The organism is Humibacter sp. (assembly GCF_051954055.1).
Taxonomy (GTDB): Bacteria; Actinomycetota; Actinomycetes; order Actinomycetales; family Microbacteriaceae; genus Humibacter.
On sequence record NZ_JBQCIE010000099.1, the window covers coordinates 14498 to 28922 of the forward strand.

The window sequence follows — 14425 nt, forward strand, 5'->3', positions numbered from 1 at the left end:
AGGAAGCATGGCCACCGACGTCATCGACGAGCTCGTCGGCATCCGCGAGGGCGACGAGCTCTTCGACCTGCGCCTGCAGCGGCCGGACGCGAAGCGAAACGCCCAGGCGAGCTACGACGCCCTGTTCGCCTCTGACGAGCTCGAACACGTCTCGCAGCTCGAACGACTCGCGATCGCCTACTGGGCGGTGGCGCTCGCGCAGAGCGACACGGCCTCGCACTACCGCGAGCTGCTCGCTGCCGTCTCGCCGGAGACGCTCGCCGCCATCGATGCAGCCTTGCCTGACGCGATCACCACCGGTCCGTACGGCGACTACCCGGACGGACCGCTCACCGCGGAGAACGTCGCCGGGCCGCACTGGGAGCCCTCGTCCGAGCTGGCGGCTGCGCTCGGCCCGCGGCTCGCGGCCGCGCTGGCGCACACCCACCTGCTCACGTATCGGCCGCGCGACGCATCCGCCGACGCACTCCAGTCGCTGCTGGATGCCGGCTGGTCGACCGCCGGCATCGTGACTCTCTCGCAGCTGGTGTCGTTCCTGAACTTCCAGCTCCGCGTCGTCGCGGGCCTCACCGTCTTGAAGGGAGAGCTGTGATGCCCGAGCAGGTCACCCGTCACTCGTTCGAACGCCCCAACGTGTTCACGCAGGCTCAGCTCGGGTGGGAGGCATGGCTCGAGCCGCTGCCCATCGACGACCTCACCGAGCGTCACTACGCCGGCCTCGTCGACAAGGGACGCGCGAACAGCCCGTACTTCCGTCTGCTCGTGCGCGATCCGGACATCCTCGGCGCCCGCACCCGCACCGACAACGACATCTTCTACAACGAGAAGGGCGGGCTCACCCGCGCCCAGCGCGAGCTCTCCGCCGCGGCGGCGTCGCGCACGAACGGATGCCTGTTCTGCGCATCCGTGCACTCCCGGTTCGCGTCACAGAAGTCGAAGCGGCCCGACGACGTGCAGCGGCTGCTGGATGACGGCACCTCCGCGCAGCAGGACGACCCGCAGTGGCGCGCCACGATCGACGCATCCGTTGCGCTCACCAGGACGCCGAGCGAGTTCACCGCCGAGAACGTGCGGCAGCTGCGCGACGCCGGGCTGGACGATCTCGCGATAGCGGACGTCATCCACGGCGCGGCGTTCTTCAACTGGGCGAACCGGCTCATGCTGTCGCTCGGGGAGCCGACGCCGCCGGCCGAGTGAAGCGGGCGCAGCGCGGCCGACGCACTGAGGCCTCTCACCTCGCCTGGCGTTCGGATGCCTCGGACTGGCTGGTCAGAACCTTGAGGATGTCTTCGACCCGCTCCTTCGCGTCCCCGAACAGCATCTGCGCGTTGTCCCGATAGAACAGCGGGTTGTCGACGCCGGCGTATCCGGCGGCCATCGATCGCTTGAACACGATGACGTTCTCCGCCTCCCAGACCCGCAGAACGGGCATCCCCGCGATCGGGCTGCCCGGGTCTTCAGCGGCCGCAGGGTTCACGGTGTCGTTCGCGCCGATCACCAGCACGACCGAGGTCGACGCGAAGTCGTCGTTGATCTCATCCATCTCGAGCACGATGTCGTACGGCACCCGCGCCTCGGCCAGCAGAACGTTCATGTGGCCTGGCAGGCGCCCGGCGACCGGGTGGATGCCGAACCGCACGTCGATACCTTGCTCGCGCAGGCGGCGGGCGAGTTCGGCGACCGGGTACTGCGCCTGGGCGACGGCCATGCCGTACCCGGGCGTGATGATCACGCTCGACGCGCCTTCGAGCATCGCCGCTGCACCTGCGGCGTCGATCTCGCGGTGCTCGCCGCCGGCGGCATCCGCCTTCGAGGGCGCCTCGATCCCGAAACCACCGGCGATGACCGAGAGGAACGACCGGTTCATCGCCTTGCACATGATGTAGGAGAGGTAGGCGCCGGAGGATCCGACGAGCGCGCCGGTGACGATGAGCAGATCGTTGTTCAGCAGGAAGCCGGCCGCGGCCGCCGCCCACCCGGAATAGCTGTTCAGCATCGAGATGACGACCGGCATGTCGCCGCCGCCGATCGAGGCGACCAGGTGCCAGCCCAGCGCGAGGGCGAGCGCCGTCACCACGATCAGGAGCCACAGCTGCGGCGCGGCGATGTACCAGATCGTGAGACCGACGAAGACGACGAGGGCGCCGATGTTCAGGGCGTTCTTGCCGGGCAGCATGAGCGGCTTCGACGAGATACGGGCAGAGAGCTTGAGGAACGCGACGACCGATCCGGTCAGGGTGACGCCGCCGATGAAGACCCCGATGAACACCTCGCCGTGGTGCACGCCGAGCAGATCCGCGGGGATGCCCGTGGTGTCAATTGCGCCGTTCCAGCCGACGAGCACCGCCGCGGCACCGACGAAGCTGTGGAACAGCGCGATGAGCTGGGGCATCCCCGTCATCTCCACGGTCCGCGCTCGCCAGAGGCCGATGAGCGCGCCGATGATGATCGCGATGACGAGAAGCGTGACGCCGAGCGGTAGGGACGACGAGCCCCACGCGTGAGTGAGCACGACGATGACGGTAGCCACGAGGGCGATCGTCATGCCGATGATCCCGTACACGACGCCCCGACGTGACGTCTGGTGCTTGCTGAGCCCGGCGAGGCTCATGATGAAGAGAAGCGCGGCGACGATGTACGCCGCGTCGGCGACGGCGGTGGCGACGCTCACCGGTCGTTCGCCTTCGTGAACATGGCGAGCATGCGGCGCGTGACGGCGAACCCGCCGAACACGTTGATGGATGCCACGAGCACGGCGACCGCGGCGATCACCTGAACGACGGGGGAGGGGGCCATGATCTGCACCATCGCGCCCACGATGATGATGCCGGAGATGGCGTTCGTGACGCTCATCAGCGGAGTGTGCAGCGCGTGCGCGACGTGCCCGATGACGTAGAAGCCGACGACCACGGCGAGCACCAGCACGAGGAAGTGCTGCGGCAGGGGCGGTGGTGCGAACGCGCAGACCGCGAAGAGAGCGGCGATTCCCAGCGCGATGAGTCCCGTCACCGCGCCCGGCGACATCCGCCGCTTGGGCTCCGGCTTTTCTGTCTCGGTCTTGGGCGCAGCGCTTGGAGCCGCCGCTACCGACACGGGCGGGGGCGGCCAGGTGATCGAGCCGTGACGCACGACGGTGACCGCGCGCTGGACGACATCGTCGAAGTCGATGACGAGCCGGCCGTCCTTGCCAGGCGTGAGGAGCTTCACCAGGTTGAGCAGGTTGGTGCCGTACAACTGGGATGCCTGGGTGGGCAGCCGCCCGGCGAGATCGGTGTAGCCGAGGACGATCACGCCGCCAGGCGTCACGATCCGTTCGCCGGGAACCGAACCCTCGACGTTCCCGCCCTGCGCCGCAGCCATGTCGACGATGACGCTGCCCGGCTTCATACCGGCGACATCCTCAGCGGTGATGAGCCGGGGCGCGGGGCGACCGGGGATGAGCGCGGTGGTGATGATGACATCCACGTCCGCGGCCTGCTCCGAGTAGATCTCGGCGGCGCGACGGTCGTATGCCTCGCTGGTCGCCTTGGCGTACCCGTCGGCCGATTGTTCGACTGCCACGTCGACGGGCAGATACTCGCCGCCGATGGAGCGCACCTGATCGGCGACCTCGGGCCGCGGGTCGGTCGCCCGCACGATGGCGCCCAGGCTGGATGCCGCGCCGATCGCCGCGAGACCCGCGACCCCGGCTCCCGCCACGAGCACCTTCGCCGGCGGCACCTTGCCGGCCGCGGTCACCTGCCCGGTGAAGAAGCGGCCGAACTCGTGCGCAGCCTCGACCACCGCCCGATAGCCGGCGATGTTGGCCATCGAGCTGAGCACATCCATCGACTGCGCACGGGAGATGCGGGGGACGGCATCCATCGCGATGGCGGTGAGGTCGCGGACGGCGAGCGACTCGAGCAGTTCGGGCCGGAGCGAGGGGCTCAGCATGCCGACGATGGTGGCGCCGTCCTTCAACCGGGCGATGTCGTCGGGGCTCGGCGGGTTGATCCGCAGCACGACGTCGCAGTTCCAGGCGTCGGCACGGTCCACGATGGTGGCGCCGGAGTTGACGTACGCGGCATTGGGAAAGGATGCCCGTGCTCCCGCTCCGCTCTCGACGACGACCGTGTAGCCGAGGGCGGCGAGTCTCGCCACGGTGTCGGGGGTCGCGGCGACGCGCGTCTCGCCGTCGGGTTCTCTGACGATTCCCATGCGGAGTGGGCCGATGCTCCGCTCCGATGCGGTGCTTTCCATGATTTGACCATAGGGGAACTTCCCCTGGCGGCCTCGGAGGGCCGAGCACAGGCTCCGGGTGCCGCGGCTTGCGAGAACGTCGCGGCAGCTGTGCTCGTCTTTTCCCGCGCGTCTTGTCCTCCCCAGTGACGACTTCATCGGGTTATCAACAGGGCTGGTCAGGGCTGGTTTCCGTGTCCGGGGAATGTCGGTGGTATGGCCTAGCTTCGAAGGTATGAACGACGTGGATCTGGCACCCGCAGTGCAGGGTGATGCTGCGTTCTGGGCGGAGTTGGCGGATGCGTCGTTGTTCGACGAGTCCGCGGAACTGGCGTTCCTGGACCGGCCGGCCCGCTCCGCGACGGACGGGTTGGTGTCGTGGGCGCGGACGGACTCGGGTGCGGCGTTGATGCGGTCCGTCATTGACGACGCGGTCTCCTCGCAGACGATGGTGAACCTGGAAGCAGCACGGCAACTGTTCGCCATCGGTCGGGCGTTCGAGTACGCCCGCACGGACCCGAGTATCTATGTTCCGGTGGGGGCGACCGAGCGGGATCCGCGGGCGGAGGAGGTGGACTTCGCGGTGCGGGCGGTCGCGTTCGACCTGGCGCAGTGGTTGCACCTGAGTGAGAACACGGTCCGGTCCATGGCCTGGCAGGCCGAGGTGCTGAACACGTCGTTGCCGCGGTTGAAGGAGTTGTTCGTCTCGGGTCGGATCAGCCCGCAGCACGTGCGTGCCGCGGTGGAGTCCTGTACTGGGCTGCCGGATGCTGCCGCGTATGCGATGTTTGACGAGCGGATGGCGGGGATCGTCGAGAAGCTGAACCCTGGTGTGTTTGCCCGTCGGTGTCGCCTGTTGCGGGAACGGTTGTGTGCCGACACTCTGCCGGAGCGGCATGAGGACGCCCACACGAAACGACGGGTGGTGGTGGAGGCGGCCGCGGATGCGATGGCCTGGTTGAACCTCCACGCCTCCGTAATGGATGTGGCGCAGATCGAGGTCGCGTTGACCGCGGAAGCGAGACGCCTGCGCACCCTGCCGGGCGAGACCCGCACTCTGGATCAGGTGCGTGCCGACCTGGCGGTGCAGTGGCTGAAAGGCGACACCACGGGTGCCGGTACACACCGTCGTGGTGGTGCGGGGGTGCGCCCGTTCGTGCTGATCGACGACGCCGGCCGGTTCGCTGAACTCCTCGGCTACGGGCCGATCCCCCCGAAGCAGGCGGCGGCCGCGTTACGCGACGCACCCGCGTTTCGGAAAGTCCTCGCCAGCCCGATCCGTCCGGCGGTGTTGAACCTGGACACCACCCGGTACCGTCCCACCCCGGATCAGAAGACCTGGTTGACGGTGAAGTTCGGGCTGGATGAGGCCGCGGCCCCGTTTCTGCCGGTGGGGATCGTCACCGGGGCCGAAGTGGATCACGTGATCGAGCGCCAGCACGGCGGACCCACGAACGTGGACAACCTGGCACCGTTCAAACCCCGGCTGCACCGGATGAAGACCGTGACCAGAATCCGACTGGACCCGAAACCCGACGGCGGCATCCGCGTGAGAACACCCACCGGATACGACAGCGACCCACCACCCTTCTAACCGAAGCCATTGCTCAGACGGCTGAAACGCGGGGGATCTTGTCCACCGGGTTGCGCTTGGCCAGTTCTGAGAGCGCGCAGCGGGTCAGTGCTGGTGTCGAGTCGGGAGGCGTGGGTAACGTGAACCGCGTGAGCACCGGGGAACGTCCCACGGCGGTGGCCTTCGTCCCCGGCAGTGTGCTCGGACGCGCGATCGGGTAGCCGGTTCGAATGCCGTCCTGGCTCCTGGACCTGCGGATCGATCACGCCGGATTCCTCTTCCCGTTGTACGGGCTCACCCTGGCCACGGCCACCTGTCTGCTGATTGGTCTTCGCATCGGTGCGCGTGGCCGGCTGGCTCGTGGGGCGATCGCGATCGCGCTCGGCGCCGGATGCGGTGCTGTTGCGGCGCTGATGCTGGCCATAACAGGGCTGCAAGTTGACCCGGTCGTCTGCCTTTGGTGCTCTGTCGGTGGAGCGGGGCTCACCCTCGCAGCAGTCGCGCTACGGCGCGCCCAGTGGTGGCGAAGGGTTGCCGCCACGGCGTTCGTGCCGCTCGTGCTGCTCAGCTTCGCCGCTGGTGTAAACGCCGAATACGGGGCCTACCCGTACTTCGGTGAGGCGATCCAGTACATGCCCTTCCCGGCGCTGCCGTCGGCTCTACTGACCCGGCATGTCGGCACGATGGATGCTCGGCTCGGGAACGACTGGCGCGCGTCTTCCGGTATGCCCGGCCACGGGATCGTGGGCGCCGTCGACATCCCGGCCGTGCGCTCGCACTTTCCCGCCAGGGAGGCAGTCGTCTACCTGCCGCCGGCGGCTTTGGTCCGGGAGCCGCCGGCGCTGCCGGTCGTGCTGCTGTTCCCGGGGCAGCCCGGGTCGCCCTCGACCGTGTTCACGTCGGGCCGCGTGGCACAGGTATTCGATGAGTATGCTCGGTCGCACCACGGGCTCGCCCCGATCGTCGTGGCACCCGATCAGCTCGGCTTTCCCGGGCACAACCCGATGTGTGTCGACTCGCCACTCGGCAATGCGGCGACGTACCTGACCGAGGACGTCCCGGCTTGGATCAAAGCTCATCTGCCGGTGGCTACGGATGCGAGCCACTGGGCCGTCGGCGGCTACTCGGAGGGCGGAACCTGCGCGGCCCAGCTCGGGGCCGGGCATCCCGAACTGTTCTCGGCGTTCGTCCCCGTGCTCTCGGAGCTGCAGCCGACTGCGGGCGCGGACACCGTCAACCGGGCCTTCGGCGGTTCACGGCAGCGCTATCGTGCTGCGACACCGCTCGCGTTATTGAGCGCGCATCCGCAAGGCGGACACGACCTCGTGATCTTCGGCACTGGCGCACGCGATCGTCGATACACCTCCTACGCGAAGACTTTGGCGAGCGCGAGTGCCGCAGCGGGCATTCCGACACGGCTGATCGTCGCGCCCGATTCGGGACACAGCTGGACGACGGTGCGCTATGTCTGGCGCCGCGCCCTCCCGGCCATCGCCGACCAGATCGGCCTGGATGATCACAGGAGCCGCGTTGACCGGGGAGGCCCGATGGCTACGGCAGCAGCCGGGTGAGACCCGGGGCCCTGGACCGTATGCACACCCTCCTGGTACGACAGCGACCCACCACCTTCTAGCTGATGCCACCGCTCAGGCGGCGGTAACGCGCAGGATCTTCTCCATCGGCTTGCCCTTCGCCAGCTCGTCGACGAGCTTGTCGAGGTAGCGGATCTTCTGCATCAGCGGATCGTCGATGGTCTCGACCCGTACGCCGCAGATCGAGCCGGTGATCAGGGGTGCGTTCTCGTTGAGGCGGGCATCCGCGAAGAAGTCCTCGAACGTGGCGCCGGACTGCAACCGCGTCTCGAGGGCGGCCTCGTCGTATCCGGTCAGCCAGCCGATCACCTCGTCGAGCTCCGCCTTCGTGCGACCTTTGCGCTCGACCTTGGCGAGGTAGAGCGGATACACCGAGGCGACGGCGGTGGTGAAGATCCTGCTCATGGCTCGAGCCTAACGAGCGGGATGCGGAGAACGCGGCGTCCGTTATGGTGCGTTCATGGTGCACCCGACGGATGACCGAGGCGTCGCACAACGGGTGTTCGCCGTCGCCGACGCGTTCGAGCGCGGCGACGCGCTGACGCTGAGCGACGTCGCGCGCAGGGCCGGCCTGCCGGTCTCCACCACCCATCGCCTGCTGAAGGAGTGGGTCGACTGGGGTGGGCTCGTGCGCGGCGACGACGGGCGGTATCGGGTCGGGCTGAAGCTGTGGCGGCTCGGGGTGCGACAGCCCACGGCCCGCCGGCTGCGGGAACTGGCGCTGCCGTACCTGGAAGACCTGCTCGAGGCGACCGGCGAGCACGTGCACCTGGCCGTGCGCGACGGGCTCGGCGTGATCTACCTAGAACGGCTCTCCGGCCCGGGCGCGATCTCGGTGATCAGCGATGTCGGTGCACGGTTACCGTTGCACGCGACAGGCGTGGGCCTCGTACTGCTCGCGCACGCCTCCCCGGAGGTGCTCGAGGAGGTGCTGGCGGCTCAGCCGCGCAAATTCCTGCCGAACACGCTGACCGGCGAGCGGGAACTTCGGTCGAGACTGGCGAACATCCGCGCCACGGGCATCTCCGTCTCGATCGAGGAGTTGACCCGCGGCGCCTTCTCTGTGGCGGCTCCGGTGCGGGATGCCGGTGGCGAAGTGGTCGCGGCGGTCTCGATCATCGCGCACGCCGAACGGAGGGACGAGCCGCAGTTCGCGCTCGGTGTACGGATGGCCGCCCGTGGCATCTCCGGAGCGCTCGGCGCGCACCCGTAATTGTCTTCCACCCCGTGGAAACCCCTGCTGCACGGGTCACGCCTCCCGGCACGATGAACGTGACCATCCCATCGACGTGAGAGGCATAGCCGGTGCGAACGCAAGTCGCCATCATCGGAGCCGGCCCCGCGGGCCTGCTGCTCGGCCACATCCTGCATCGGGTCGGCATCCAGTTCGTCATCCTCGAGCAGAAGAGCCGGGAGTACATCCTGGGGCGCATCCGCGCCGGGGTGCTCGAGCAGGGCTCGGTCGACATCCTGCACGAGCTCGGACTCGACAGCGATCTGGCCGAGCGGGGGCTCACACACCACGGCATCTACCTGCAGTACGAGGGTCAGCGTCACCACATCGACTTCCTCGACCTGGTCGGACGCACCGTGACCATCTACGGCCAACAGGCGCTCGTGAAGCACCTGCTCGCCGAGCACGATCGCATCGGATCCGACGTGCGGTTCGAGGTCGACGACGTGCAGCCGCACGAGGTCGAGGGTGACGCGCCGTTCGTGACAGCGGTGCACGACGGCGAGGAGTTGCGGATCGACTGCGACTTCGTGATCGGATCCGACGGATACCACGGCGTGTGCCGACCGGCGATTCCGGGCATCCGCGCGCTGGAGCGCAGCTACCCGTACGCATGGCTGGGCATCCTCTCGCACGTGCCGCCGTCCACCGACGACCTCATCTACGCGCTGCACCCTTCAGGGTTTGCGATGCACTCGATGCGATCGCTGGAGGTGTCGCGGCTATACCTGCAGGTCGACCCGGACGAGTCGATCGACGACTGGCCGGATGACCGCATCTGGGAGCAGCTGCAGCTGCGGCTGGGCACACCGGGCTGGACGCTGCACGAGGGCGCGATCAGCGAGAAGTCGATCACCCCGATGCGCAGCTTCGTCGCCTCGACGCTCGAGCACGGCCGGCTGTTCCTGGCAGGCGACGCCGGCCACATCGTGCCGCCGACAGGCGCCAAGGGCCTCAACTCGGCGATCGCCGACGTCGCCCTACTCGGTCGTTCTCTGGTCGCGCGGTACGGCGGAGACGAGGGTCCGCTGAAGAGCTACAGCCGATCCGCGCTGGCCAGGCAGTGGAAGGTGCAGCAGTTCTCGCAGTGGATGACCGAGATGCTGCACGTGCACCGCGAGAGCCCCGACGAGGCGACGAGGGCGTTCCGGTACCGAACGCAGGTCGGCCAGCTTGAATACACCACAGGTTCGCGTCACGCTCAGGCGGCACTCGCCGAGCAGTACGCGGGCCTCCCGTTCTGAGTGCGATTTTTCGAGGTGGATGCATGACAGAGCTCAGTCAGGAACAGATCAGCGCCGAGATCGCCGCGGTGCACGCCGCCGCGGGAACCGGGCCGCTGCCGCCGCACCCACTGCGGGACTTCCGCCCGTACCGCAGCTCGACGCTGAGACATCCGACGCACGAACTCGTGCGTGCCGACCCGGAGGAGATCGAGCTGGTCTCCCCGGCGTTCGGGCACTCCGACGTGGCTCCGGAGGAGAGCGACCTCACAATCCAGCACAGCGGTGAGCCGCTCGGCGAGCGGATCATCGTCGCAGGGCGCGTGCTCGACGGAGACGGCCGCCCGGTGCGGAATCAGCTCATCGAGGTGTGGCAGGCGAACTCCGCCGGCAGGTACGTGCACAAGCGGGACCAGCATCCGGCACCGCTCGATCCGAACTTCACCGGTGTGGGCCGGGCGATCACGGGCGACGACGGGTCGTACCGCTTCGTCACGATCAAGCCGGGCCCGTACCCGTGGAAGAACCACCGCAACGCGTGGCGGCCGGCGCACATCCACTTCTCCCTGTTCGGCTCGGCGTTCACGCAGCGGCTCGTGACGCAGATGTACTTTCCCAACGACCCGCTGTTCGCGCTCGACCCGATCTACCAGTCGATCGTCGACCCGGCAGCGCGGGAGCGGCTGAAGTCGGTGTACGACCACGACCTGAGCGTTCCGGAGTGGGCGATGGGCTACCGGTGGGACATCGTGCTCACCGGCGGCAAGGCCACCTGGATGGAGCCGGAGGAGGGCGACCATGCCTGAGCATGCCGAGTACCTGCAGACGCCGTCGCAGACCGTCGGCCCGTTCTTCGGGTACGCGCTGCCGTACGACGACGGACCGGATGTCGCCTCCCGGGCCGATCCTGACTCGATCCGGCTGCACGGCACGGTGTACGACGGGGCGGGAGAGCCGGTGCCCGACGCGATCCTCGAGATCTGGGGACCCGACGCCTCCGGTGCACCGATCCACGAGCGCGGCAGCCTGCACCGCGACGGCTACACCGTGACCGGCTTCGGACGTGCATCCGTCGACCGCGCGGGGCATTACTCCTTCACCACGGTGCGGCCCGGGGCGACGTCCGAGGGCCGCGCGCCGTACATCCTCGTCACAGTGTTCGCGCGCGGGCTCCTACACCATCTCTTCACTCGCGCCTACTTCTCCGACGACGATCCGTTCCTGCAGACGGTTCCGGCCGAGCGCCGGGGCACGCTGCTGGTCGAGCAGGACGGCGAGCGCAGCTACCGGTTCGACATTCGGCTGCAGGGCGAGGGCGAGACGGTATTCCTCGACTTCAAGGGCGACGGGCGTGGCTGACGCGTTCGACTGGGGCCTGCTCGAGCCCGCAGCGGAGGCGGGTCTCGCGGTATCCGACGACCGCGTACTCGCCGCGATGGTGGAGGTGGAGCGGGCCTATCTCGCCGCGTGGAGCGAACTGCTCGGCGTCGACTCGAGCGCCGAGCTGACTTCGGAGACGATCGACAAGGATGCCCTCCTGCGCTCGTCGAGGCAGGCGGGCGTGCCCGTGGTCGGACTGGTTGATGCGCTCCGCCGGCAGGGCGGCGAGCGGGTGCACCAGGGCATGACGAGCCAGGACGTGCTCGACACCGCGCTGATGATCGTGTCGAGGGATGCCCTGATTCAGGCACGCACGCAGTTGGCGTCAGCGGGTCGTCGGCTCTGCGACCTCGCATTAGAGCATCGGGCGACGACAATCATTGCGCGCACCCTCACCCAGGAGGCCGAGCCGACCACGCTGGGTGCCGCGATCTCCGTCTGGCTGGATGCCGTGACATCCGCTCTCGAGGTGCTCGACGCGGTCACGTACCCGGTGCAGCTCGGCGGAGCGGTAGGCGACGGGAACGCGATGGTGCGCCGCAGCGGAGCTCCTGACGCGGTCACCACGCTGCGCCATCGCGTCGCGGAGGAGCTCGGCCTGACAGACCCGGACCGCTCGTGGCACACCGAACGATCGCCGGTGCAGGCGGTGACGCAGGCGGCCGCGAGCGTGTGCTCTGCGGGTGGACGCATCGGGCGCGACCTCGGCCTGCTCGCTCGTGACGGCCTCATCACACCGAGCCACGGCGGAGGTTCGTCATCCATGCCGCACAAGCACAACCCGGTGGACGCGGTGCTGTTGGTGGCGAACGGCCTGCGCGTGGGAGGAGCGCTGGCGGTGCTGCGGTCCGCAGCCCTCAGCTACGACGCCCGCCCCGCCGGGGAGTGGCACGCGGAGTGGCAGGCGTGGCGGGAGACGCTGCGGCTCGCCGCGGAGAGCGCGAGTCTGCTCGACCACGTCTCCGGCGACCTGGTCGTGCACGCCGAGGGTGCCGTCGCGCAAGCACGCCCGGAGACCGGACCTCGCGCGGCGGATGACAGCGACCTGATCGCGACCGGGCACGTCGTGGATTCCGTGGTGAGCCGGTTCAGCCGAGTCGTGCGGGCGGATCGGGCGACGGGCGGAGGAACGCGATGACGGATGTCCGCCTGCGCGGCTCCATGGTGCCTGCGGAACCGACTGCGACCGGTGCGCCGCTCCTTGTGCTTCTGCCGTCGCTCGGCACGACCGCCGAGCTCTGGGACGGCGTCGTCGCCGAGTTCGCGAGCAGCCCGGACCGGCCGCGCATCCTCAGGGTCGACCTGCCCGGCCACGGCGCATCGCCGGCAGCCAACCAACCATTCACCGTCGGTGATCTCGCCGCCGCCGTGCTGCACGTCGTCGACGAGGTCGGCGGGGGAGCGTTCCACGTCGCTGGCGACTCCCTGGGCGGCACGGTCGCGCTGGAGCTGGCGACGACGGTGCCCGAACGGGTGCTGAGCCTGACCATGTTCTGCTCAGGAGCGGCCATCGGCACCCCGGATGGCTGGGCCGAGCGAGCGGCGCAGGTGCGAGCATCCGGAACCGCATCCGTCGTCGCGGGCAGCGCCCAGCGCTGGTTCGCCCCCGGTTACCTGGACCGGAACCCCGACGGCCCCGGCGGACACGCACTGCGCACGCTCATCGACATCGACGACGAGTCGTATGCGCTGTGCTGCGAGGCGCTCGCGTCGTTCGACCGGCGCGACGCGCTCGCCGGCGTACAAGCGCACGCCGTGATCGTCGCCGGCCTTCACGACGCCGTCACGACGCCGGAGCTCATGCGCGAGCTGGCGGACGCCCTCCCCGTCTCCCGATTCGTGGAGCTCGACGCCGGCCACCTCATCCCGCTCGAGTGCCCGCAGGAGGCGGCGGCGCTGATCGACTCGCAGCTGCACAGAGAGTCGTCGAGCGGCACCGCTGACGAGATCCGGTCAGCGGGCATGCGCGTGAGGCGCGAGGTGCTGGGCGACGCACACGTCGACCGGGCCACCGCGGCGATCACGCCGGAGACGGCGGACTTCCAGGACTTCATCACCCGCTACGCGTGGGGCGAGGTCTGGGCGCGCTCGCAGTTGACCAGGGGAGAGCGATCGATCGCCACGCTCGCCAGCCTCGTGACCGGCGGCCACGAGAACGAACTGCGGATGCACGTGCGCGCCGCCCTCCACAACGGCCTGACCCGGGCGCAGATCGCCGAGGTCATCCAGCACACCGCCCTGTACGCCGGGCTGCCGGCGGCGAACAGCGCACTCGCCGCGATGCGCGAGGTCTTCGCCGAGGAACCAGACGTCGCCGAGGCATCCGACGCATACGACCCGGCCGAGCGCTCCAACGGCGAGCGAGCCGAGCCATCCGAACACACCCAGGAGAACGATGGATAAGACGTACGCCTCCGCCGCCGACGCGGTCGCCGACATTCCCGAAGGAGCATCACTCGCCGTCGGCGGGTTCGGGCTCTCCGGCGTGCCTATCGTGACGATCCGTGCGCTGCTCGCTCGTGGGATCGGCAGGCTGACGGTCGTCTCCAACAACTGCGGGGTCGACGGCTGGGGGCTCGGCGAGCTGCTCGCCGCCGGACGTATCGACCGCGTCATCGCCAGCTACATCGGCGAGAACAAGGAGTTCGCCAGGCAGTATCTCGGCGGCGAGGTCGAGGTGGAGCTGACGCCGCAGGGCACGCTCGCCGAGCGGCTGCGCGCGGGCGGTGCAGGCATCCCCGCGTTCTACACGGCGACGGGAGCGGGCACCGCGGTCTCCGACGGAGGGATGCCCATCCGGTACGCCGCTGACGGCACCGTGGCCGTGGCGAGTGGGCCCAAGGAGCTGCGCCCATTCGACGTGTTCGGGACGCCCCGGGAGTACGTGCTCGAGACCGCGATCCGCACCGACTACGGGCTCGTGCGCGCGGCCGTCGGCGACCGGCACGGCAACCTGCGCTTCGAGAAGTCCACCCGTAACTTCAATCCGCTTGCGGGTATGGCCGGCCGCATCACGATCGCCGAGGTGGACGAGTTGGTCGAACCGGGCGAGCTCGGGCCCGACGACATCCACCTGCCGGGAATCTACGTCGACCGCATCGTCGCACTGACGCCCGAGCAGGCCGCCGACCTGCCGATCGAGAAGGTCACCGAGCGCAAGCGCCCGGGATCAGGTGACGAGTCGCCCGTGCGAGAGGGGAACTGA

General features: G+C 68.9%; 14 protein-coding genes. 11 read left to right on the forward strand and 3 right to left on the reverse strand.

Features of this window, described 5'->3' with window-relative positions:
- Positions 1-7: 7 nt before the first annotated feature.
- Both ACTHNC_RS12220 and ACTHNC_RS12225 read left to right on the forward strand, forming a co-directional pair.
- On the forward strand, positions 8-592 hold the full coding sequence (locus tag ACTHNC_RS12220) for a CMD domain protein (protein WP_440294878.1): 585 nt from the start codon (positions 8-10) through the stop codon (positions 590-592).
- Complete coding sequence (locus ACTHNC_RS12225) at positions 592-1197, forward strand: alkylhydroperoxidase domain protein (RefSeq protein WP_440294879.1); 606 nt, start codon at positions 592-594, stop codon at positions 1195-1197. The genes ACTHNC_RS12220 and ACTHNC_RS12225 overlap by 1 nt, the downstream gene beginning before the upstream one ends.
- 34 nt (positions 1198-1231) lie before the next feature.
- Here ACTHNC_RS12225 and pntB read toward each other — a convergent pair whose 3' ends face one another.
- Together pntB and ACTHNC_RS12235 are read right to left on the reverse strand one after the other, a co-directional pair.
- On the reverse strand, positions 1232-2611 hold the full coding sequence (pntB, locus tag ACTHNC_RS12230) for a Re/Si-specific NAD(P)(+) transhydrogenase subunit beta (protein ID WP_440294904.1): 1380 nt from the start codon (positions 2609-2611) through the stop codon (positions 1232-1234).
- Between the two features lie 56 nt (positions 2612-2667).
- A complete protein-coding gene (locus ACTHNC_RS12235) occupies positions 2668-4239 on the reverse strand; it encodes a Re/Si-specific NAD(P)(+) transhydrogenase subunit alpha (protein WP_440294880.1) in 1572 nt (523 codons plus the stop codon).
- Positions 4240-4453: 214 nt separating this feature from the next.
- Between ACTHNC_RS12235 and ACTHNC_RS12240 the strand changes: the two genes are divergently transcribed.
- Together ACTHNC_RS12240 and ACTHNC_RS12245 are read left to right on the forward strand one after the other, a co-directional pair.
- A complete protein-coding gene (locus ACTHNC_RS12240; protein ID WP_440294881.1) occupies positions 4454-5812 on the forward strand; it encodes a DUF222 domain-containing protein in 1359 nt (452 codons plus the stop codon).
- Between the two features lie 209 nt (positions 5813-6021).
- Positions 6022-7362 carry an alpha/beta hydrolase gene (locus tag ACTHNC_RS12245; protein ID WP_440294882.1) on the forward strand — a complete coding sequence of 447 codons (1341 nt, stop codon included), beginning with the start codon at positions 6022-6024 and terminating at the stop codon, positions 7360-7362.
- A 75-nt stretch (positions 7363-7437) separates the two neighbouring features.
- Here ACTHNC_RS12245 and ACTHNC_RS12250 read toward each other — a convergent pair whose 3' ends face one another.
- Entirely contained in the window at positions 7438-7788 is a 351-nt protein-coding gene (locus ACTHNC_RS12250) for a DUF2200 domain-containing protein (protein WP_440294883.1), read from the reverse strand.
- 55 nt (positions 7789-7843) lie between these two features.
- Between ACTHNC_RS12250 and ACTHNC_RS12255 the strand changes: the two genes are divergently transcribed.
- The 7 genes from ACTHNC_RS12255 (at position 7844) to ACTHNC_RS12285 (ending at position 14425) form a co-directional block, all read left to right on the forward strand.
- Entirely contained in the window at positions 7844-8596 is a 753-nt protein-coding gene (locus tag ACTHNC_RS12255) for an IclR family transcriptional regulator (RefSeq protein WP_440294884.1), read from the forward strand.
- Between the two features lie 92 nt (positions 8597-8688).
- Positions 8689-9861, forward strand: a complete 1173-nt coding sequence (locus tag ACTHNC_RS12260; RefSeq protein WP_440294885.1) for a 4-hydroxybenzoate 3-monooxygenase — start codon at positions 8689-8691, stop codon at positions 9859-9861.
- Positions 9862-9884: 23 nt separating this feature from the next.
- Positions 9885-10646 carry a protocatechuate 3,4-dioxygenase subunit beta gene (gene pcaH / locus ACTHNC_RS12265; RefSeq protein WP_440294886.1) on the forward strand — a complete coding sequence of 254 codons (762 nt, stop codon included), beginning with the start codon at positions 9885-9887 and terminating at the stop codon, positions 10644-10646.
- Positions 10639-11199: a protocatechuate 3,4-dioxygenase subunit alpha gene (pcaG, locus tag ACTHNC_RS12270; protein ID WP_440294887.1), complete on the forward strand. Its 561-nt coding sequence runs from the start codon at positions 10639-10641 to the stop codon at positions 11197-11199. Before pcaH ends, pcaG begins: the two co-directional genes overlap by 8 nt.
- A complete protein-coding gene (locus tag ACTHNC_RS12275; protein WP_440294888.1) occupies positions 11192-12358 on the forward strand; it encodes a lyase family protein in 1167 nt (388 codons plus the stop codon). The genes pcaG and ACTHNC_RS12275 overlap by 8 nt, the downstream gene beginning before the upstream one ends.
- Positions 12355-13623, forward strand: coding sequence for a bifunctional 3-oxoadipate enol-lactonase/4-carboxymuconolactone decarboxylase PcaDC (gene pcaDC / locus ACTHNC_RS12280; RefSeq protein ID WP_440294889.1), 1269 nt, complete (start codon positions 12355-12357; stop codon positions 13621-13623). The genes ACTHNC_RS12275 and pcaDC overlap by 4 nt, the downstream gene beginning before the upstream one ends.
- Entirely contained in the window at positions 13616-14425 is an 810-nt protein-coding gene (locus ACTHNC_RS12285; protein ID WP_440294890.1) for a CoA transferase subunit A, read from the forward strand. The genes pcaDC and ACTHNC_RS12285 overlap by 8 nt, the downstream gene beginning before the upstream one ends.